General features: G+C 68.9%; 19 protein-coding genes. 10 read left to right on the plus strand and 9 right to left on the minus strand.

The genetic code is table 11. The annotated features are described in order from the left end of the window. The first annotated feature begins 237 nt into the window (after positions 1 to 237). Positions 238 to 570: an oxidoreductase gene (locus HQ308_RS20710; RefSeq protein WP_222647732.1), complete on the plus strand. Its 333-nt coding sequence runs from the start codon at positions 238 to 240 to the stop codon at positions 568 to 570. Between the two features lie 22 nt (positions 571 to 592). On the opposite strand, the gene HQ308_RS20715 is transcribed toward HQ308_RS20710, so the two are convergent. Further along, positions 593 to 2,101 (minus strand): leucyl aminopeptidase, encoded by a 1,509-nt coding sequence (locus HQ308_RS20715; RefSeq protein ID WP_222630518.1) that lies wholly within the window; start codon positions 2,099 to 2,101, stop codon positions 593 to 595. 105 nt (positions 2,102 to 2,206) lie between these two features. On the opposite strand from HQ308_RS20715, the gene gcvT reads away from it, so the two are divergent. Together gcvT and HQ308_RS20725 are read left to right on the plus strand one after the other, a co-directional pair. Beyond that, positions 2,207 to 3,322: a glycine cleavage system aminomethyltransferase GcvT gene (gene gcvT / locus HQ308_RS20720; protein WP_222647733.1), complete on the plus strand. Its 1,116-nt coding sequence runs from the start codon at positions 2,207 to 2,209 to the stop codon at positions 3,320 to 3,322. Between the two features lie 33 nt (positions 3,323 to 3,355). Further along, the gene (locus HQ308_RS20725; RefSeq protein WP_027505804.1) at positions 3,356 to 4,459 is read left to right on the plus strand and encodes a branched-chain amino acid aminotransferase; all 1,104 of its coding nucleotides are present in this window, start codon (positions 3,356 to 3,358) and stop codon (positions 4,457 to 4,459) included. A gap of 4 nt (positions 4,460 to 4,463) precedes the next feature. Here the strand turns inward: HQ308_RS20725 and cobS are convergent, their stop codons facing one another. From cobS to HQ308_RS20745, 4 genes are read right to left on the minus strand one after another with little or no spacing between them, the layout of a single operon-like run. Next, positions 4,464 to 5,210, minus strand: a complete 747-nt coding sequence (gene cobS, locus HQ308_RS20730; RefSeq protein WP_222647761.1) for an adenosylcobinamide-GDP ribazoletransferase — start codon at positions 5,208 to 5,210, stop codon at positions 4,464 to 4,466. 5 nt (positions 5,211 to 5,215) lie between these two features. Beyond that, the gene (gene cobT, locus HQ308_RS20735) at positions 5,216 to 6,271 is read right to left on the minus strand and encodes a nicotinate-nucleotide--dimethylbenzimidazole phosphoribosyltransferase (RefSeq protein ID WP_037185716.1); all 1,056 of its coding nucleotides are present in this window, start codon (positions 6,269 to 6,271) and stop codon (positions 5,216 to 5,218) included. After that, positions 6,265 to 6,831, minus strand: a complete 567-nt coding sequence (locus HQ308_RS20740) for a bifunctional adenosylcobinamide kinase/adenosylcobinamide-phosphate guanylyltransferase (RefSeq protein ID WP_308115847.1) — start codon at positions 6,829 to 6,831, stop codon at positions 6,265 to 6,267. The genes cobT and HQ308_RS20740 overlap by 7 nt, the downstream gene beginning before the upstream one ends. A gap of 11 nt (positions 6,832 to 6,842) precedes the next feature. Then, positions 6,843 to 7,511 carry a DUF3043 domain-containing protein gene (locus HQ308_RS20745; protein ID WP_027505807.1) on the minus strand — a complete coding sequence of 223 codons (669 nt, stop codon included), beginning with the start codon at positions 7,509 to 7,511 and terminating at the stop codon, positions 6,843 to 6,845. An 85-nt stretch (positions 7,512 to 7,596) separates the two neighbouring features. Between HQ308_RS20745 and HQ308_RS20750 the strand changes: the two genes are divergently transcribed. The 3 genes from HQ308_RS20750 to HQ308_RS20760 all read left to right on the plus strand — a co-directional run bounded on the left by HQ308_RS20750 (position 7,597) and on the right by HQ308_RS20760 (position 10,265). Next, positions 7,597 to 8,646 carry a glycerate kinase gene (locus tag HQ308_RS20750; RefSeq protein WP_222647735.1) on the plus strand — a complete coding sequence of 350 codons (1,050 nt, stop codon included), beginning with the start codon at positions 7,597 to 7,599 and terminating at the stop codon, positions 8,644 to 8,646. Positions 8,647 to 8,743: 97 nt separating this feature from the next. Beyond that, positions 8,744 to 9,124 (plus strand): iron-sulfur cluster assembly accessory protein, encoded by a 381-nt coding sequence (locus HQ308_RS20755; protein WP_027505809.1) that lies wholly within the window; start codon positions 8,744 to 8,746, stop codon positions 9,122 to 9,124. Between the two features lie 166 nt (positions 9,125 to 9,290). Next, the gene (locus HQ308_RS20760) at positions 9,291 to 10,265 is read left to right on the plus strand and encodes a carbohydrate kinase family protein (protein WP_027505810.1); all 975 of its coding nucleotides are present in this window, start codon (positions 9,291 to 9,293) and stop codon (positions 10,263 to 10,265) included. 14 nt (positions 10,266 to 10,279) lie between these two features. Here the strand turns inward: HQ308_RS20760 and asnB are convergent, their stop codons facing one another. Then, complete coding sequence (asnB, locus tag HQ308_RS20765) at positions 10,280 to 12,205, minus strand: asparagine synthase (glutamine-hydrolyzing) (RefSeq protein WP_027505811.1); 1,926 nt, start codon at positions 12,203 to 12,205, stop codon at positions 10,280 to 10,282. Between the two features lie 295 nt (positions 12,206 to 12,500). Between asnB and HQ308_RS20770 the strand changes: the two genes are divergently transcribed. The 4 genes from HQ308_RS20770 (at position 12,501) to HQ308_RS20785 (ending at position 15,086) form a co-directional block, all read left to right on the plus strand. Further along, a complete protein-coding gene (locus HQ308_RS20770) occupies positions 12,501 to 13,547 on the plus strand; it encodes a cytochrome c oxidase subunit II (protein ID WP_371831725.1) in 1,047 nt (348 codons plus the stop codon). Positions 13,548 to 13,553: 6 nt separating this feature from the next. After that, complete coding sequence (locus tag HQ308_RS20775) at positions 13,554 to 13,970, plus strand: cytochrome c oxidase subunit 4 (protein ID WP_027505813.1); 417 nt, start codon at positions 13,554 to 13,556, stop codon at positions 13,968 to 13,970. A 229-nt stretch (positions 13,971 to 14,199) separates the two neighbouring features. Next, a complete protein-coding gene (locus tag HQ308_RS20780; RefSeq protein ID WP_222647737.1) occupies positions 14,200 to 14,766 on the plus strand; it encodes an alpha/beta fold hydrolase in 567 nt (188 codons plus the stop codon). After that, positions 14,736 to 15,086, plus strand: a complete 351-nt coding sequence (locus tag HQ308_RS20785; protein WP_222647738.1) for a hydrolase — start codon at positions 14,736 to 14,738, stop codon at positions 15,084 to 15,086. Before HQ308_RS20780 ends, HQ308_RS20785 begins: the two co-directional genes overlap by 31 nt. A 255-nt stretch (positions 15,087 to 15,341) precedes the next feature. Here the strand turns inward: HQ308_RS20785 and HQ308_RS20790 are convergent, their stop codons facing one another. From HQ308_RS20790 to HQ308_RS20800, 3 genes are read right to left on the minus strand one after another with little or no spacing between them, the layout of a single operon-like run. Continuing rightward, positions 15,342 to 17,060: a cytochrome bc complex cytochrome b subunit gene (locus HQ308_RS20790; RefSeq protein WP_222647740.1), complete on the minus strand. Its 1,719-nt coding sequence runs from the start codon at positions 17,058 to 17,060 to the stop codon at positions 15,342 to 15,344. Then, positions 17,057 to 18,292 (minus strand): ubiquinol-cytochrome c reductase iron-sulfur subunit, encoded by a 1,236-nt coding sequence (locus HQ308_RS20795; RefSeq protein WP_081821261.1) that lies wholly within the window; start codon positions 18,290 to 18,292, stop codon positions 17,057 to 17,059. Before HQ308_RS20795 ends, HQ308_RS20790 begins: the two co-directional genes overlap by 4 nt. After that, positions 18,289 to 19,170 carry a c-type cytochrome gene (locus HQ308_RS20800; protein ID WP_056446281.1) on the minus strand — a complete coding sequence of 294 codons (882 nt, stop codon included), beginning with the start codon at positions 19,168 to 19,170 and terminating at the stop codon, positions 18,289 to 18,291. The genes HQ308_RS20795 and HQ308_RS20800 overlap by 4 nt, the downstream gene beginning before the upstream one ends. Positions 19,171 to 19,188: the final 18 nt, after the last annotated feature.

Here is a 19,188-nt window from a genome sequence, read left to right on the forward strand (position 1 = left end):
GGTCGCGGTACGTGGACCATTGTGGCCGCGTCGCACCGTTCTCGCGGCGAGTTGTGCCGGTAACGGGTGACGCGCACCGTGAGATGGTTCACGCGATGCCCGATCATCCTGTCACTTCGTGAGACGGTTCGCGCTCGGTGGGGTCGGCGTGCCGTCCGGATGATGGTGTGGACCGGATTGAGTGTATTTCGTGCACGCGAGAGTCGCGTGCACTGCTCGGCGGATGGAGGAGACACCGTGGGACTGTTCGACAGATTCAAGCGCCCGAGTCGATCCCGAGGCGGAGCGTCCTCGTCCGACAGAGCGCATCTCGCCGACTGGACGGCCGCCCGCATCGGCGTCGAGGCCTACGTCGAACCGGAGACGACGGTCACTCCGATCACCGTGGTGCTGATCGCGAACGACGGTCAGTGGACCCGCCGCGCGGTGGGCGGCGAGAAGGGCGCGCGCAAGCTGGGCGAGGACCTGAAGATCCCGGTCTACGACGTGCGCAAGACCGGGTATCCCCAGCGGATGCGGGACCACGACGCCCGACAGAAGATCATCCGGAGGCGCGAGCAGGGAGCCTGAGCTCCCCGCTCGCGCGAGCGGGTCAGCCCTGCTCGGCGATGTCCTCGAGCACCGAGATCATGGTGCGCACCGGGACACCGGTGCCGCCCTTGCTCGTGTAGCCGTGCGGCCCGCCGGTGTTGAAGGCCGGCCCGGCCACGTCGATGTGCGCCCACTGGACGCCCTCGGCGACGAACTCCTTCAGGTAGAGCCCGGCCGCGAGCATGCCGCCCCACCGGTGGTTGGTGACGTTGGCGAGGTCGGCGACGCGGGAGTCGAGATCGGGTCGCAGTTCGGCCGGCAGCGGCATCGCCCAGGCGTTCTCGCCGATGCGCTGCGAGATGGCGGCGACGCGGTCGCGGAACACCTCGGTGCCCATGACACCGGGGGTGCGTGTGCCGAGGGCGACCATCTGCGCTCCGGTGAGGGTCGCGGTGTCGATGAGGTAGTCCGGCTCGTCCTCGCAGGCGCGCACGATGGCGTCGGCGAGAATGAGGCGGCCCTCGGCGTCGGTGTTGATGACCTCGACCGTGGTGCCGCCGTACTGGGTCAGCACGTCGCCGGGACGCTGCGCCGTGGACGACGGCATGTTCTCGGCCATCGGCACCGTCGCGGTGACGTCGATCGGCAGTTTCAACTTGGCCGCCAGCACCACCGTCGCGACGACGGCGGCCGCGCCGGCCATGTCCGAGGTCATGTTCTCCATGCCCGCCGCGGGCTTGATCGAGATGCCGCCGGTGTCGAACGTGATGCCCTTGCCGACGAGAGCGACGGTGGGGGACTTCTTCTTTCCGCCGGACCAGGACAGCCGGACCAGACGCGGCGGGCGGGACGAGCCCTTGCCGACGCCGACGATGCCGCCGTAGCCCCCGCGCTCGAGTGCCTTCTCGTCGAGCACCTGCACGGTGAGGCCGGCCTCGGTCCCGAGGGCACGGGCGCGCTCGGCGAACTCGGCCGGGAAGAGGTGGCTCGGGGGCGTGTTGACGAGGTCACGCGCGGTGGCGACCGCCTCGGCGACGGCCTCGGAGCGCGCGAGTTCGGCGCGAGCCTGCTTGTCGCGCGGCGATCCGACGAGCAGATCCACCCGCGTGATCGGAGTCGCGTCGTCCTTGGGCGCCGACTTCTGCTTGTACTCGCTGAACTGGTAGGCGCCGAGGTAGAGGCCCTCCGCGGCGGCGGCGAGGCCGACGGCGGACAGGGTCGTCGCGACGTGGCCGATGCCGGTGAGCGCGCGCGCCGCCGATCCGGCCGCACGACGCAGCACGTCGTCGGTGCGCTCGGCGGCGGTGCCCAGACCGACGGCGAGAACGCTGGCGGCGGGCAGGGACGAGGGTGCGGGAACGCGGGTGACCTGATCGGCCCGGCCGGTGGCGCCGAGGGCCGTGACCGCGGCGAGGACGTCTGCGGCGGCGTTCCCGAGGAAGTCCTCGCCGACGATGCGGACACCGTCGTCGGTCTTCTCGAGTCCGACGACGACGACCTCGACGGCCTTGTCGATGGTTCCGGCGAGGACCAGTTCGGGTCCGAGTGTGCGCTGCGACTGACTGCTCACGTGCTGCTGCTCCTGATGGTCGGGGACGGTCGGTGAGGGTGGAGCGACGCAGTCGATCGTATGCCGACCCCGACACCGGGCTCGTCTGAGTTAGCGTTCCCCACCATGAGCGAAGAGTTGTTGCACGGTCCGGTCCACGAGGCGCACGTCGCCCTCGGAGCCACGTTCGCCCCCTTCGGCGGGTGGACGATGCCGGTGTCGTACGCGGGCACCGTCTCCGAGCACACGTCGACGCGCACCACCGCGGGGTTGTTCGACGTGAGTCACCTGGGCAAGGCGGTCGTCTCCGGTCCCGGTGCCGCGGCGTACGTCGACTCGGTGCTGACCAACGCGCTCGACCGCATCGGGCCCGGCCAGGCGCAGTACACGTTGTGCTGCACCGAGAACGGCGGAGTGGTCGACGACCTCATCGCCTACCTCGTGTCCGACGACGAGGTGTTCCTCGTGCCCAACGCGGCCAACACCGCCGCCGTGGTCGAGGTGCTCGCGCAGGGTGCCCCGGCCGGCATCGAGGTCCGCTCGGCCCACCGGGAGTACGGCGTCCTCGCCGTGCAGGGACCGCGGTCGGCCGACGTCCTCGCCGCCGTCGGGCTGCCGTCCTCCCTCGATTACATGGCGTTCGAGGACGTCGCGTTCGGATCCGGCTCGGTACGGGTCTGTCGCACCGGCTACACGGGGGAGCACGGGTACGAGCTGCTGCCGCAGTGGGACACGGCCGCGTCGCTGTTCGAGGCGCTGCTGGGCGCGGTGCGCGAGGTGGGCGGCGAGCCCGCCGGTCTCGGAGCGCGCGACACACTGCGCACCGAGATGGGCTACCCGCTGCACGGGCACGAGCTGTCCGTCGACATCAGTCCGCTGGAAGCGCGCTGCGGCTGGGCGGTGGGCTGGAAGAAGGACGAGTTCCGCGGACGCGACGCCCTCGTGGCGCAGAAGGAGGCGGGCGCACCCCGCACCCTCGTCGGCCTCCGCGCCGTCGGACGCGGTGTGCTGCGTCCGGATCTGACCGTCCTGCGCCCGGGGAATTCGGTCGGCACCGGAGAACCGGTCGGTGCGACCACGTCCGGCACCTACTCGCCGACCCTCAAGGTGGGCATCGCGCTCGCGTTGCTCGACACCGCGGCGGGCGTCGCCATCGGTGACGCGGTCGACGTGGACGTGCGTGGTCGGGCGATCGCGTGCGAGGTGGTCAGGCCGCCGTTCGTCGAGGCGCACGTGCGGTGAGATGCCACACCACGCTGCTTTAGAGTGTTCGGCATGACTGGCCTGGAATTCACGCGTCACGAGCACCCGTCGCCCGCCACCGCGGAAGCGCGGGCAGCGGTGTTGCAGGCGCCCGGGTTCGGCGTGCACTTCACCGATCACATGGTGGCCATCGACTACGACGCCGGCACCGGGTGGCACGACGCGGTGGTGACGCCCTACGCGCCGTTCCCGATGGATCCCGCGGCCATGGTTCTGCACTACGGCCAGGCCATCTTCGAAGGTCTCAAGGTCTACCGACAGCCCGACGGCAGTCTCGCGTCGTTCCGCCCCGGCGCGAACGCGGAGCGCCTGCAGAGCTCGGCCGCGCGGTTGGCGATGCCGGCCCTGCCGGTGGAGCTGTTCCGCGAGTCCATCGAGCAGCTGCTCGCCGTCGACCACGAGTGGGTGCCCGTCGCCGGCGGCGAGGACGCGCTCTACCTGCGGCCGTTCATGTTCGCCACCGAGGCGGGGCTGGGCGTGCGCCCGTCGTCCTCCTACCGCTACCTCCTCATCGCCTCGCCCGCCGGCGCGTACTTCCCGCGCGGGGTCAAGCCGGTCAGCGTGTGGCTCTCCACCGAGTACGTGCGCGCCGCGCCGGGCGGCACCGGCGCCGCGAAGTTCGCGGGCAACTACGCGGCCTCGTTGCTGGCCCAGGCGCAGGCCGCGGACCAGGGCTGCGACCAGGTCGTGTGGCTCGACGCGCTCGAGCGCCGCTACGTCGAGGAGATGGGCGGGATGAACCTGTTCTTCGTCTTCGGCTCCGGACCCGACGCGCGGTTGGTCACGCCGTCCCTGTCCGGCTCGCTGCTGCCCGGCATCACGCGTGACTCGCTGCTGGCGCTCGCCACGGACGCGGGCTTCGCCGTGGAGGAGCGCAAGATCTCCACGGACGAGTGGCAGAAGAAGGCGGAGTCGGGCGAGATCACCGAGGTCTTCGCGTGCGGCACCGCAGCCGTGATCACCCCAGTCGGCAGCGTGAAGTCGGCCGAGGGCGACTTCCGTATCGGTACCGGAGAGCCCGGCGAGGTCACCATGGCGCTGCGCGACACACTCACCGGAATCCAGCGCGGAACCTTCGCCGACACCCACGGCTGGATGAGCACGCTGCGCGACTGATCGCTCAGCCGACGAGGCAGAGCACGAGCACCACGGCGGTGGTCAGCTCGATGCTCGCCCCGAGCACGTCACCGACGAGACCGCCGAATCGCCGAACGCAGTGCCGGGCGAGCAGAGTGACGGCAGCGAGTGCCACCGCGACGGCTGCCACTCCCTGCAGCGGGACGCCGGGGACGGCGAGCAGCCCGGCGGCGAGTGCCACGAGGACCCACAGGGTGACCACGGCGGGTGACTGCGACGCCGCGACGAGTGAGCCGAAGCCACTGCCGGTGGCGGCGGGCACCGAGCGGCGGCACACGATCACGACGGCGCACCGGGACACGACGGCAGCGACCACGATCGCGAGAGCGTCTCCCCGAGAGACGAGTTCGCCCATGGCCACCGCCTGCACGCCGAGAATCAGAACGAGGGTCGCGGCCCCGAACGGTCCGGTGGACCCGGACTTCATGATCGCCAGCGCACGCTCGGCCGGGCCGTAGGACCCGAGTCCGTCCGCGGTGTCCGCGAGCCCGTCGAGATGCATTCCGCGGGTCAACAGCGCCAGGATGCCGACGCCCAGCAGTCCCGCGAGCAGGGGCGGCAGGTCGGCTGCGGCGCACGACCACACCACCAGTGCGGCCGCGCCGCCCAGCGCCAGGCCCACGAGCGGGACGATCCCGATCGCGCGACGTGCGTCGTCGCGATCGACGGCGTCCGGACCACGCACCGGCAGCACCGTCAGCCAGGAGAACGCCAGGCGCACCGGGTCCAGGAACATCAGGGCCGCGTGCTCACTCCGGCATCGGAGAACGTCGCCATGTCGGCGAGTGTCGCGACGGCACCGGACAGGATCGGCAGCGCGACCATCGCCCCCGAGCCCTCGCCGAGGCGCATCGACAGGTCGAGCAGGGGATCGAGTCGCAGGTGTGCGAGCGCCAAGGCGTGTGCCGGTTCCGTCGACCGATGGCCGGCCAGCCACCACGACGAGGCGCCGACCGAGAGATCGTTCGCGACCAGTGCCGCCGCCGTGACGACGACGCCGTCGAGCAGCACCGGTGTGCGACGCACCGCGGCCTGCACCAGGAAGCCGGTCATCGCGGCGAGATCGGCGCCGCCGACGGTGCGCAGCAGTGCGATCGGGTCGCGGGTGACGGGACGCGCACGCCGCAGGGCGTCACGGATCGCGGCGGTCTTGCGGATCCACCCCGCGTCGTCGATGCCGGTACCGCGGCCGACCGCCGCCACCGGTTCGGTGTTGGTGACGGCAGCGATCAGCACGGTGGCGGGGGTGGTGTTGCCGATGCCCATGTCGCCGGCGATCAACAGGTCGGCGCCGCCGTCGACCTCCTCGTCGGCGATGTCGCGGCCCGCTGTCAGGGCGGCGATCACCTCGTCCTGCGACAGTGCGTCCTCGCGGTCGATCGACCCACTGGAGCGACGCACCTTGTGCGACGACACGGAGTCGTCGGTGTCCGCGTCGACCGCGATGTCCACCACTCGCACGGTCGCACCGGACACCGTCGCCAACGCGTTGATCGCGGCGCCGCCGGCGGCGATGTTCGCGACCATCTGCGCCGTCACCTCGGGCGGGTACGCGGAGACCCCACCGCGGGCGATGCCGTGATCGCCGGCGAAGACCACGGCGCGAGCCCGAGCGAACCGATGCGGAGGGCTCACGCCCTGGCACGACGCGACCCACACGGCGAGGTCCTCGAGACGGCCGAGCGAGTCCGCGGGCTTGGTCAACGACGACTGCCTGGCTCTCGCCTCGCGGGCGATCTCGGCGTCGGGTGGATCCACCGGACGGAACAGTGCGGAACTCTCGGTCACCACGTGCCTCTCGATCGGTCGGTGGGTCGGTCACTCGGTCGGCTGAGGGGGACGAACAACCCGGCCACCACCAACGTCACCGCGTCACACACCTGCGCGAGACGGGCGTTCGCGGCACCGATCTCGTCGCGGAAGAGTCTGCCCGCCCGCGACTCCGGGATCACGCCCAGACCCACCTCGGGGGAGACGAGCACCAGCGGACCCTCGAACCGGTCGACGGCCGTCACCAGGTCGTCGACCGCCCCCACCACCGTGCCTCGCGGCGAGTCCCACGCGCGCAGATCGTCCAGCGCGCCGGTGAGCCAGGTCCCCAGGTCGTCGACCAGTGTGGGCACGTCGTCCCGCAGGGCCTCGGACAGTGCCGCGTACGAGGTGATCTCGACCGTGGACCAGTGCTCCGGCCGCGTCCGTCGATGCGTGTCGATGCGGGCGTCCCAATCGGCGTCCGCACTGTTCCGCCGCCCGGTGGCCACGTACCGGACCTCGGCGTGACCGGCCAGCAACGACTCCGCATGGCCGGACTTGCCGGACCGGGCACCTCCGAGGACGAGCGTGCGCGTCACCGCGGGTGCGCTCAGACCGCGTCGCCGGGGCCGACGCGAGGCTTGGGGGCACGCATCTTGCGGACCTGCGACGCGCGGACGAACGAGTACCAGCCGAGCTTGAAGCCGCCGTCCGGAGTCTCGGGGAAACGGTCCCGCACCTTGTTGTTGACGCGGCGGCCGAGCAGATAGCCGTCGATACCCATGAAGATCATCATGATGAACAGCGCGAGCGTGACGATCGACTGCACCTCGGGGCTCAGGAACAGTGCCACGAGAAGGATCAGGGCCATCGGCATGAAGAGCCCGACGAAGTTGCGACGCGAGTCGACCAGGTCACGCGCGTAGGCGCGGACGGGGCCCTTGTCGCGGGGGAGGAGGAACTTGTCCTCGCCGGCCATCATGCGGGCACGCTGGTCCGCGGCCTTCGCGCGACGCTCGGCCGAGGCGGCCTTGCGCTCGTCCTTGCTGCCCCGCGTCGCCTTGCGTCGCGCCCGGGCCTCCTTGGCCGTCAGCGGTGCCGGTGCGACCGGGCCGCGGCGGCGGCCCTCGGCCTCACGCCGGGAGGGCGTCGGACGGCCCTTGCCGAGGCTGACGTTGCCGCGGGTCTGCGCCGTGCTCTCGTCCAGGCTCGTCGACTCGTGGTCGACGGGGGTCTGGGTGTCGGACTTCTCACTCGACTTACCGAAGGGCAGCTTCACCCCCACAGGTTATTCGACGTTCACCACCACGCGAACACCGCAGTCGTGGGCTCTCACGACCGACGCTCCTCGTTAGAGTGTTCCGATGCGCGTTCTCATCGCCCCCGATTCCTTCGGAGACACCCTGACCGCGGCCGAAGCAGCCGACGCCATCGCGGCGGGGTGGTCGAGCGCGCGCGACGACGAGCTGATCCTCGCGCCCCAGTCCGACGGCGGACCCGGGTTCGTCGACGCACTCGCGGCCGACGGCGGCGAGGTGATCGAGTCGACCGTGTCCGGACCCCTCGGCGACGTCGTGACCGCGCGCTGGTTGCTCGACGGCGCGACCGCCTACGTGGAGGTCGCGCAGACCGTCGGTCTCGGACTGCTCGGTCGTTCGCCGGATCCGGAGTCGGCCGTCGCGGCGTCCAGCAGGGGAGTGGGGCAGATCGTCGCGGAGGCGCTGACCCGTGGTGCGACCACCGTGGTGGTCGGTCTCGGTGGCAGCAGCTCGACCGACGGCGGCGCGGGCATGATCGAGGCTCTCGGGGGACCCGACGCGGCGGTCGCGGCTCTCGCGGACGTCGACCTCGTCGCGGCCACGGACGTCGACAATCCGTTGCTGGGTCCGGCCGGTGCGGCCGCGGTGTTCGGACCGCAGAAGGGTGCGGACGCGGACACCGTGCGTGTCCTGGAGGAGCGGAACGCCGACTGGTGCGTCGAGCTCGATCGCGTCGCAGAGCGCGCGGTGGCGGACCTGCCGGGGGCGGGTGCGGCCGGTGGCCTGGGCGCCGCGTTGCTCGCGCTGGGAGCGACCCGCACGTCCGGGGCCGATCTGGTGGCCGAGCGCACCCGTCGCCACGAGGTGATGCCGACGGTCGACGTGGTGCTGACGGGCGAGGGGAAGTTCGACTCGCAGTCGTTGCGCGGAAAGGTGGTGACCGCTCTCGCGGGGGCGGCTCGCGAGCACGGTGTGCGCACGGTGGTCCTCGCCGGTCAGGTGCGTCTGGGCGAGGACGACATGCGCGCGGCGGGCATCGAGTCGGCGCACTCGGTGACCGATTTCGCCGGATCGGTCGACCTCGCCATGTCGGACGCGCGTGCCCAGCTGACCGGCCTCGCCGCGGACGTCGCCCGCACCGGCTCGTGGGCGTGACCGCCCCGGCGATCGTGTGGAATAGCGGGGTCGGGAGTACCGTTGACTGTGTTCGCCGGCGTTGTCGCCGAGAGGGCACGAACGATAGGGAGAACCCATGACTGTGCAGAACGACGTCGCCACCAGTGACGTGACCACCACCGACACCGAGACGCACGCCGTCCTGATGACCGAAGCGGCCTCGTCCAAGGCCAAGGCACTGCTGGATCAGGAAGGCCGCGACGACCTGGCGCTGCGCATCGCGGTTCAGCCCGGCGGGTGCGCAGGGCTGCGCTACCAGCTGTTCTTCGACGACCGCTCGCTCGACGGCGACCTGGTCAAGGACTTCGGTGGCGTCACGCTCGCCGTGGACCGGATGAGCGCGCCGTACGTCGAGGGCGCATCGATCGACTTCGTCGACACCATCGAGAAGCAGGGCTTCACGATCGACAACCCCAACGCCACGGGTTCGTGCGCGTGCGGTGACTCCTTCAACTGAGTCCCGAGTAGTCTCCCGCCGTCCCCGGCACCCTGCGTGGGTGCCGGGGACGACGTGTGTCCGGGGTGCGTCGTCCCGGGGCGTCCGTCTGATGGGGTTCACCCACTCGTCACCCGGGTAAGGTTCACAGCAGTTCTCCTCCACCTGCTGCGAAAGGCCCTCGGACGTGACCATTGCGGTGTCCGGCTCCATTGCTACCGACCATCTGATGCGGTTTCCCGGTCGGTTCGCCGACCAGTTCCTCGCCGATCAGCTGGCACACGTCTCGCTGAGCTTCCTCGTCGACGACCTCGTCATCCGCAAGGGCGGGGTGGGCGGCAACATCGCCTACGCCATGGGTGTTCTGGGCGGCGCACCGCTGCTCGTCGGCTCGGTCGGTCCCGACTTCGCCGAGTATCAGACGTGGCTCGAGGACAACGGCGTCGACTGCTCCGCCGTCACCCTCTCCGAGACGGCTCACACCGCGCGTTTCGTCTGCACCACCGACGAGGACATGGCACAGATCGCCTCGTTCTACCCCGGCGCGATGACCGAGGCCGGCGACATCTCCGTCCACACCGTGGCCGAGGGTCGCGACCTGGAACTCGTCCTGGTCGGCGCCAACGACCCGGCCGCGATGATGCGCCACACGGCGGAGTGCCGCGAACTGGGCATCCCCTTCGCCGCGGATCCGTCGCAGCAGCTCGCACGCCTCGACGGAACGCAGGCCACCGAGCTCATCCAGGGTGCCGAGTACCTGTTCACCAACGAGTACGAGTGGGGCCTCCTCCGTCAGAAGACCGGGCTGACCGAACGCCAGATCCGCGACACCGTCGGGCTGCGCGTGACCACGCTCGGCAAGAACGGCGTCGAGATCGTCGGCGCCGACGGCACGGACATTCGCGTCTCCGTGGTCCCGGAGACCAGCAAGGTCGACCCCACCGGTGTCGGTGACGCGTTCCGCGCCGGCTTCCTCGTCGGCCGCGCCAACGGGCTGGGCCTCGAGCGCGCCGCCCAGCTCGGATCGTTCATCGCGGTGCTCGTGCTCGAGACCACCGGCACCCAGGAATGGACGCTCGTCCGTGACGACGCGATCAAGCGCCTCACCGACGCGTACGGCGACGAGGCCGCGGCCGAGATCGCCGCGATCCTCCCGCAGTAGTTCGCGTCTGCCGGTTAGAGCCGAACCGGGTACGTGGGTTCGGCGATGGCCGGCACGATGCGCTTCTCGACGAAGATGCCGTGCCACACCATGAAGATGAGCACGGTCCACAACCGGCGGCTGTGATCGCTGCGTCCCTCGCGGTGGTCGTTCAGCATGCGGGTGATCGCGGCCTTGTCGAGCAGGTGATCGGTCTGGGAATCGGCGATCTGCTGGTGCGCCCAGTCGAAGAGCTCGGTGCCACGCAGCCAATGCCGAAGCGGCACAGGGAAACCCAGCTTCGCGCGGTTGAGCACATGATCGGGCACGATGCCGTCGAGTGCTTTGCGTAGCGCGTACTTCGTCGTCGACTTCGTGATCTTCTGCTCCAGCGGCAACTGCTCCGCCACCCGGAACACCTCGTTGTCGAGGAACGGCACGCGCAACTCCAACGAGTTGGCCATCGTGATCTTGTCGGCCTTCACCAGGATGTCGCCGCGCAGCCACGTGAACAGGTCCAGATGCTGCATCCGCGCCACCGGGTCCCAGCCGGCGGACTGCGCGTAGATCGGCGCCGTCACGTCCTGATGGGTCCACTCGGGCCGGAACTCGCGCAACACCGACCGCAACTGCGCATCGTTGAAGCTGCGCGCATTGCCGTAGTAGCGCTCCTCCAGGCTCATCGACCCGCGGTGCAGGAGACTCTTGCCGCGGGTGCCCTCCGGGATGCGCTCACTCAGTCGACCGGCGGCGCGTCGCAGGGAGGGTGGCAGCTTCTCGAACGGTGCGAGCGACAACGGCTCCCGGTAGATGGTGTAGCCGCCGAACAACTCGTCCGCACCCTCGCCCGACAGCACCACCTTGACGTGCTTACGTGCTTCCTTGGCGACGAAGTAGAGCGGCACCAGCGCCGGGTCCGCCACCGGATCGTCGAGATACCAGACGATCTCGGGGATCGCCGCGGCGAACTCCTCGGGCCCGACGACCTTGATGACGTGCTTGGCGCCGATCGCGGCGGCCGACTCGGCCGCGACGTCCACCTCGGAGTAGCCCTCACGCTCGAAACCGGTGGTGAAGGTGACCAGATCCGGGTTGTGCCGCATGGCGAGCGCGGCGATCGCCGTGGAGTCGATGCCGCCGGACAGGAACGAGCCGACGGTGACGTCGGCACGCATGTGCTTGGCGACGGAGTCCTCGAGCGCCTCGGCGATCTCGCGGTAGCGCGCCGCCTCGGTGCCCGACGGGACGGGACGCACCGGGAACGTCGGCCGGAAGTAGCGAGTGACGGTCGGCTCGGAGCCGGGAGTCAGGCGAGCGGTGCAGCCGGACTCCAGGCGACGGATGCCCGCGTGGAGCGTCTCGGGTTCCGGCACGTACTGCAGCACCGTGTAGTGCTCCAGGGCGCGGGGGTCGAGCTCGTCGGACACGCCCAACGACTCGAGGAGTTCGAGAATGCTCTTCTTCTCGCTCGCGAACGCGGTGCCCGCGGCGCCTGTCGAGTAGAACAGCGGCTTGATGCCGAACGGGTCACGCGCGAGGAACAGTTCCCGCTTCTCGGTGTCCCACAGCGCGAAGGCGAACATGCCCCGCAGGCGTCGAACGGCGTCGTCGCCCCAGAAGTGGAACGCGGCGAGAATGGCCTCGCCGTCACCCTCGGTGGCGAACGTCGCGCCGTGCTCGCGTGCCAACGTCTCGCGCAGTTCGAGGTAGTTGTAGATCTCGCCGTTGAACACCAGCGCGTAGCGCTCCGGACTCTCCGCGGGGCCCCAGCGGAGCGGCTGGTGCGAGTGCTCGATGTCGATGATCGAGAGCCGGTTGAAGCCCAGCGCCAGATCGTCGTCGTGCCACGTTCCCGGCTCGTCCGGCCCGCGGTGTCGCATGCAGTGCGACGCGTGGCCGACGGCATCGACGACATCTTCCGCGGATGCGTTCGACGTCAGCAGTCCCAGCAGTCCACACACGGTCGGTACGCCTCGTTTCGTTCGGGTGTCGGCCCGGTAGCGGGCCTGGTCACAGGCGTCGCCGGGACCTCGACGGCCCGACGCGCATCGGTCCGAGTATGCCGCAGTGCGGCGGGAACGCCGAAGTGACCGGCCGGGCCCGGTGTCGCCGCCCAACTCGCACCCGACCCGACACGAGAACCGAGCCCGCTTTGGTCTACGCTGCGTAGTACACGAGTACCTCGTGCGTGTGAGCGACTTCGGTGGCTCGTCCGGACGGTTCTCGTACTCTCCATCTGGCAATCAGGAAGGCGTGATCGTGGCGCAGCGTGGTGGTGGATCCGGTCGTCGGACGACACGACGAGTCGGATTGGTGGCCTCTCTTGCAGTGGCCGCCGTGGTGCTGTCGGGCTGCGGCATCGACAATTCCGTACTTCGATTCGGATGGCCGTCGGGCGTCACGCCGCAGGCCGAGCGGATGCGCGAGCTGTGGACGTGGTCCGTCATCGCGGCGCTCATCATGGGCGTCATCGTGTGGGGCCTGACCTTCTGGACGGTGGCGTTCCACCGCAAGAAGAAGGACTCGCCGGAGTTCCCGCGCCAGACCGCGTACAACGTCCCGCTCGAGCTGTTCTACACGGCCGTGCCGTTCGTCATCATCGCCGTCCTCTTCTACTTCACGGTCGTCGTGCAGAACTACGTCCAGGAGAAGCAGGACAACCCCGACGTGGTCGTCGACGTCACCGCGTTCCAGTGGAACTGGAAGTTCGGCTACCGCACCGTCGACCTCAAGGACGGGCAGCCGCTGTACGACGGCACCGACCAGGAGCGCGAGCAGGCAGCAGAGGAGGCCGGCACCCCCGAGGGTGAGGAGCCGGGCCCCCTTTTCGGCCGCGAGAAGTCCGACCAGTCCTACCTGCACTACAACGAGGTCGAGACCGTCGGCTCCAGCTCCGAGGTCCCGATCCTCGTGCTGCCCACGGGCAAGCGCATCGAGTTCGAGATCGCGTCCTCCGACGTCATCCACTCGTTCTGGGTTCCCGAGTTCCTGTTCAAGCGCGACGTCATGCCGAACCCGGACGAGAACAACTCCGACAACGTGTTCCAGATCAGCGAGATCGAGCGTGAGGGTGCCTTCGTCGGGCGCTGCGCCGAGATGTGCGGCACGTACCACGCGATGATGAACTTCGAGGTTCGCGCGGTCAGCCCCGAGGCCTTCGAGAACTACATGGCGGCGCGTCGCGACGGCCAGACCAACGCTCAGGCGCTGGAGTCCATCGGCGAAGAGCCTCGCGCGACCTCCACCTCGCCGTTCAACACCGACCGCACCGTCAAGGCTGCGACCGTGGCAGAAGGAAACTGACATCCCATGAAGATCGAAGCGAAACTCTTCGAGATCCTGACCGGGTTCTTCATCCTCGTCGGAATCCTCTACGGCGTGTTCACCGGCTTCTCGCGGACCGGCATCGAGTGGGCCGGCCTCACCGCCATCGCCCTCTCGGCGGGCCTGACGCTGATCGTTGGAACGTACTTCCGGTTCGTCGCTCGTCGACTGGACACCCGTCCCGAGGACTACGACGACGCGGAGATCGCCGACGGTTCAGGCGACCTGGGCTTCTTCAGCCCCGGTAGCTTCTGGCCCATCATCCTCGCCGGATGCGCCGCCTTCATGGCCCTGGCATTCGCGTTCTACGAGCCCTGGATGCTCGCGGTCGGCGCCCTCGCCATCATCGCCGCCGCAGCCGGACTGGTCTTCGAGTACCACGTGGGACCCGAGAAGCACTGACACAGCTCCACCCCGAACGCCCCCGGCCTGTGGTCGGGGGCGTTCGGCGTCGGTGGGGTGGGATTGCGCCCCTCTGGTGGGCTTCTCGCGCCCCCGGGTGTTCCCGTACCCACGCTGCGCCGTCGCACGTCGCACGTCGCACGTCGCCTTGCCGAGCAACACGCATGCGTGACGCGAGGAAGGGTGCGGGAACTGGTGCCCTGCCGGCCGCTCGCGCGATGATGACGACGTGTTCGAGAACTTCGACGAATCGATGATCGAGGTCGAGGCCGCGTCGATCCTCACCCGGCACTGCGGCGCGGGCGATCTCCCGGTGCTGTTGCTGCGCGGGCACCCGCGTACGTCGGCGACGTGGCACCGTGTTGCCCCACTGCTGGTCGACGCAGGACATACGGTCGTCTGCCCGGACTTGCGCGGGTACGGCCGCTCGCAGGGCCCGGCGCCGACACCCGACCACTCCGCACATTCGAAGCGGGCGATGGCCTCGGACATGGTGCAGGTGATGGCCGCACTCGGGCACCGACGCTTCGCCGTGGTCGGTCACGACCGTGGAAGTTACGTGGCCCTGCGCCTGTCCCTCGACCACCCGAGCCTCGTGGCCGCGCTGTCCCTGCTCGACTGCATCCCGTCAGCGAGCACCTCGACCGGGCGGACAGTCGATTCGCGACCCGATGGTGGCACTGGTTCTTCTACGCCCAGCCCGACCTCCCCGAGCGCGCCATCACTGCCGATCCCTCTTCGTGGTACCGCGGCGATCCGGCCCTCATGGGAGTGGAGAACCACCGTGAGTGGCTGACGGCGATCCACGATCCCGATGTCGTACACGCGATGCTCGAGGACTATCGAGCGGGACTCACTGTCGACGCCGACCACGAACGCGCCGACCGAGCGCAGGGAAGGACGTTGGCCGTGCCGGTGCAGGTGCTGTGGTCCACACGGGACGACCTCGAGGAGTTGTACGGCGACCCGTTGACCATCTGGCGTGCATGGGCGCCGGGCGTCGTGGGGCACGGCATCGATTCGGGACACCACATGGCCGAGGAGGCCCCGCACCACCTCGTCGACGCGCTGTTGCCGTTCCTCGCCTCGGCGGAGCGGTGGGATCCAGTGCAGTAGCCCGCGCTCCACACGGTCCACTGCACCGGATCTGCTGGAGCGGGGCGTTCGTGTGCAGTGATCCGCGGTGGGCGCGGATCACTGCACACAAGAGGGGTGGGTGGCATCCCGATCCGCCGGCGCGGATCTCGGACTGCGCTGACACCCCGCCTCGCCGAGCGACGACGGGTGCGGGAACGAGCGGTGGGGGAGGGGACAGACGAGAAGAGGCGCCACCCGAGTGGGTGGCGCCTCTTCTACCGTTCAGCGGGTCGCTCAGTGCCCGTTGGACTCCGGTCCGTGACCGTTGCCGTTGGACGAGCCGTTGCCGTTCGAGTGGCCGTTGGACGAGCCGTTGCCGTTCGAGTGCCCGTTGCCCTGCGACAGGATCTTCGCCTGGTAGGTGCGGAGCATGGTGAGCTGATCGTGCTCACCCTCGTGCGACAGACGCTCGTGCAGCCGGTGCTCCTCGTCCGAGTCCGGAGTGAAGATGCTGCCCGAGCCGGGCTTGCCGGCGGAACCGAGCTTGTTCATCTTCTTCGGGATCGCAGCACCCTGGTACTCGAGCGGGATCGGGTGGCCGTGATCGTCGACCGGGCCGAGGGGCTGGTGGATCTCGACGTAAGCGCCGTGGGGCAGACGCTTGATGACACCCGTCTCGATGCCGTGCTCGAGCACCTGGCGATCGCTGCGCTGGAGACCGATGCAGAAGCGGTAGGTCAGCAGGTAGACGATCGGAGGCAGGACCACGAGGCCGATGCGGCCGATCCAAGTCATCGCGTTCAGGGAGATCGAGAACTTGTACGCGATGATGTCGTTGACGCAGCTGAGCGTCAGGACCACGTAGAAGGCGATCGCCATGGCGCCGACCGCGGTACGCACCGGAACGTCGCGGGGACGCTGCAGCAGGTTGTGGTGAGCGTCGTCCTTGGTGAAGCGCTTCTCGATCCAGGGGTACGCGATCATGATCGCGAACACCGCACCCATGATGACGGCGACCCAGAAGACGGCCGGGATCATGTAGTTGCCGATGTAGAGCTCCCACGCGGGCCACAGTCGAGCCAGGCCGTCCGTCCACATCATGTAGAAGTCGGGCTGCGAGCCGGCCGAGACCTGCGACGGGTTGTACGGGCCCAGGGCCCACACCGGGTTGATCTGCAGTACTCCACCCATGACCGCGAGGACACCGAAGGTCATGGCGAAGAAGGCGCCGGACTTGACCGCGAAGACCGGGAGGATGCGGACACCCACCACGTTGGTCTCGGTGCGGCCGGGGCCGGGGAACTGCGTGTGCTTCTGGTACCAGACGAGCGCGAGGTGAGCTGCGATGAGCGCCAGGATGATGGCGGGCAGGAGCAGCACGTGCGCGACGTACAGGCGCGGGATGATCAGCGTGCCGGGGAAGTCACCGTTGAAGATCAGCCAGTGCATCCACGTTCCGATGACCGGGATGGAGATCGTGATGCCCGAGAACGCGGCGCGCAGCCCGGTACCGGACAGCAGGTCGTCGGGGAGCGAGTAGCCGAAGAAGCCCTCGAACATCGCCAGGATGAGCAGCAGCGAGCCGATGACCCAGTTCGCCTCACGCGGGCGACGGAACGCACCGGTGAAGAAGATGCGCATCATGTGCACGATGATCGAGCAGGCGAACAGCAGAGCTGCCCAGTGGTGGATCTGACGGATGAACAGACCGCCGCGCACCTCGAAGGACAGGTCCAGCGTGGTGGCGTACGCCTTGGTCATCTCGACACCGCGCAGGGGAGCGTAGGCGCCCTGGTAGGTGGTCTCCGTCATGGAAGGGTCGTAGAAGAGGGTCAGGTACGTACCGGACAGCAGCAGGATGACGAAGCTGTACAGCGCGATCTCACCCAGCAGGAACGACCAGTGGGTGGGGAAGACCTTGTTGATCTGACGACGCATACCCGCTGAGAGGTGATAGCGGGAGTCGACGTCCTCGGCTTGCTTCGCAGCGAGCGTGGCGATGGATGGACTCATCGTGAACCTTCCGATGACGACGCAGCAGAAGCGCTCTCCTGCTCGTGTACTCCGGCCGGACGTTCCCAGTAGGCGGGTCCGAGCGGCTCGATGAAATCGCCCGCGGCGACGAGGTAGCCCTCGTCGTTGACCGTGATGGGCAGCTGCGGAAGAGCGCGGGCGGCCGGTCCGAAGATCGGCTTGGCGTACTCCAACGCGTCGAATTGCGACTGGTGGCACGGGCACAGGATCCGGTTGGTCTGCTGCTCGTACAACGATGTGGGGCACCCGAGGTGGGTGCAGATCTTCGAGTAGGCGAAGTAGTCGCCGTAGTTGAAGCTCTCCTGGCCCTTCCGCTTGATGGTGCGGTCGGCGTCCTCGGTGCGCAGACGGATGAGCATGACCGCGTTGCGGATGCCCTTCAGTGCGTGCGAGAGCTCCTCCTCGTTTCCACGCTCCGACTCACGGAACGGGAAGACGGTCTCCATGGCGCCGGCGTCGAGATCCTCCGGGCGGACCAGAACGATGTCGTCGACGCGTCCGGTGTAGCGACGCAGGTAGACGGTCTCGCCCTCGTAGTTCGGCGTCCAACCCGAGACCCAGAGCGAGGACTCGTCGCCCTCGGCCCACGGGTTCTTGATCAGACCGCCGAGCGGGAGGATCGACATGACGCCGAGCGCGCCGCCGCCGAAGACGAGGCTGCGCTTGATCATCTTGCGTCGACCCAGCGTGGAGGTGTCGAAGGAGTCGCTGAGTTCGGCGACGACCGTCTTCTTGTCCACCTCGCTCGATCCACCGTCGTGGCGGTCCTGGATGGACACCTCTTCGGGGATGAACTTCTTGGTGAACTGCACGGCGCCGACGCCGACACCGATGATCGCGAGACCCATGGTGAGACCGATCAGCGGTGTGTACAGGCTGTACAGCCCGTAGCTGTCCTCGCCCATGCCGGCGTACTGCCACGGCCAGAACAGGTAGATGGCGATGAAGGCCACGGCCGACACACCCGCGAGGAAGAACCAGAGGCTGACGCTGCGCTCGGCGCGCTTCTCGGCCTTGGTTCCGGGGACGGGCCAGCGTGCGCGACGGAACGCCACGTCCACGTGATCGAGGTTGGTGCCGAGTGCGACGAGCTCGTCGCGGCTCATGGCGGCCAGTTCCTCGTCCGTGTACTTGCGGTCCGGGTCGAAGCCCTCGGGGAACTTGTTCGGATCGCCGGGCACGCCGTCGTCCTTGCGGTTGTCGTCGCTCATGACCTCACTCCGATCCACAGTGCTGCTGCGACGACCGCTCCGATGCCGACCACCCAGATGGCGATGGCTTCCGTACCGGGGCCGAAGCCGCCGAGTCCGTATCCACCGGGAGGCTGCGTCTCGGAGGAGGACTTGACGTACGCGATGATGTCTTTCTTCTCTTCGGGCGTGAGCTGGCGGTCCGAGAACTTGGGCATGTTCTGCGGGCCGGTGACCATCGCCTGGTAGATCTGCTGCTCGTTCGCCGGGTCGAGTGTGGGTGCGTACTTGCCCGAGGACAGCGCGCCGCCGCGACCGGTGAAGTTGTGGCAGGACGCGCAGTTGAGGCGGAAGAGCTCGCTGCCGCGGGCGATGTCGCCGCCACGGAGTGAGTCCTGCGCGATCTCACCGTTGTCGGTGCGCACCACCGTGGGTCCGCCGCCGTTGGCCTGGATGTAGGCGCCGAGAGCGTCGACCTGCGACTGGTTGTACTTCGGGGGCTTCCGCTCGGCCTGGGCCTCGTTGCGCGCCATCGGCATGCGACCGGAGGAGACCTGGAAGTAGACGGCTGCTTCGCCGACGCCGATGAGGGACGGTCCGCGGTCCTGGACACCCTGGAGGTTGGCGCCGTGGCACGTCACGCAGGACGTGTCGTAGATCTGCTGGCCTTCGCGCACCATGGCCGCGCTGTCTTCCTGCGCGGTGGCGACCTGGGCGTCGGGGGTGAGGGCGGCGGCGAGGAAGCCCGCGCCGACGAGACCCATGAACAGCGCCATGGCGCCACTGACCCGGCGACGGGTACGACGCTTGCGACGCGCCTTGGTCGCCGAGGCGTCTGGCGTACCGGCGGACACGACAGTGCCGTCGTCGTCGGGAGTGGCGGGGGGAGAGGAACTCATCTGTATCCCTTGTCGTGT

It is taken from the genome of Rhodococcus sp. BP-241, assembly GCF_019836145.1.
GTDB lineage: Bacteria > Actinomycetota > Actinomycetes > Mycobacteriales > Mycobacteriaceae > Rhodococcoides.

Coding starts and splice junctions, on each gene's coding strand:
- HQ308_RS20750 (WP_222647735.1), top strand. CDS start 7,597: ATGCGCGTTCTCATCGCCCCCGATTCCTTCGGAGACACCCTGACCGCG.
- HQ308_RS20795 (WP_081821261.1), bottom strand. CDS start 18,292: ATGAGCGACGACAACCGCAAGGACGACGGCGTGCCCGGCGATCCGAAC.
- HQ308_RS20725 (WP_027505804.1), top strand. CDS start 3,356: ATGACTGGCCTGGAATTCACGCGTCACGAGCACCCGTCGCCCGCCACC.
- gcvT (WP_222647733.1), top strand. CDS start 2,207: ATGAGCGAAGAGTTGTTGCACGGTCCGGTCCACGAGGCGCACGTCGCC.
- HQ308_RS20785 (WP_222647738.1), top strand. CDS start 14,736: ATGGGAGTGGAGAACCACCGTGAGTGGCTGACGGCGATCCACGATCCC.
- HQ308_RS20790 (WP_222647740.1), bottom strand. CDS start 17,060: ATGAGTCCATCCATCGCCACGCTCGCTGCGAAGCAAGCCGAGGACGTC.
- HQ308_RS20775 (WP_027505813.1), top strand. CDS start 13,554: ATGAAGATCGAAGCGAAACTCTTCGAGATCCTGACCGGGTTCTTCATC.
- HQ308_RS20800 (WP_056446281.1), bottom strand. CDS start 19,170: ATGAGTTCCTCTCCCCCCGCCACTCCCGACGACGACGGCACTGTCGTG.
- HQ308_RS20755 (WP_027505809.1), top strand. CDS start 8,744: ATGACTGTGCAGAACGACGTCGCCACCAGTGACGTGACCACCACCGAC.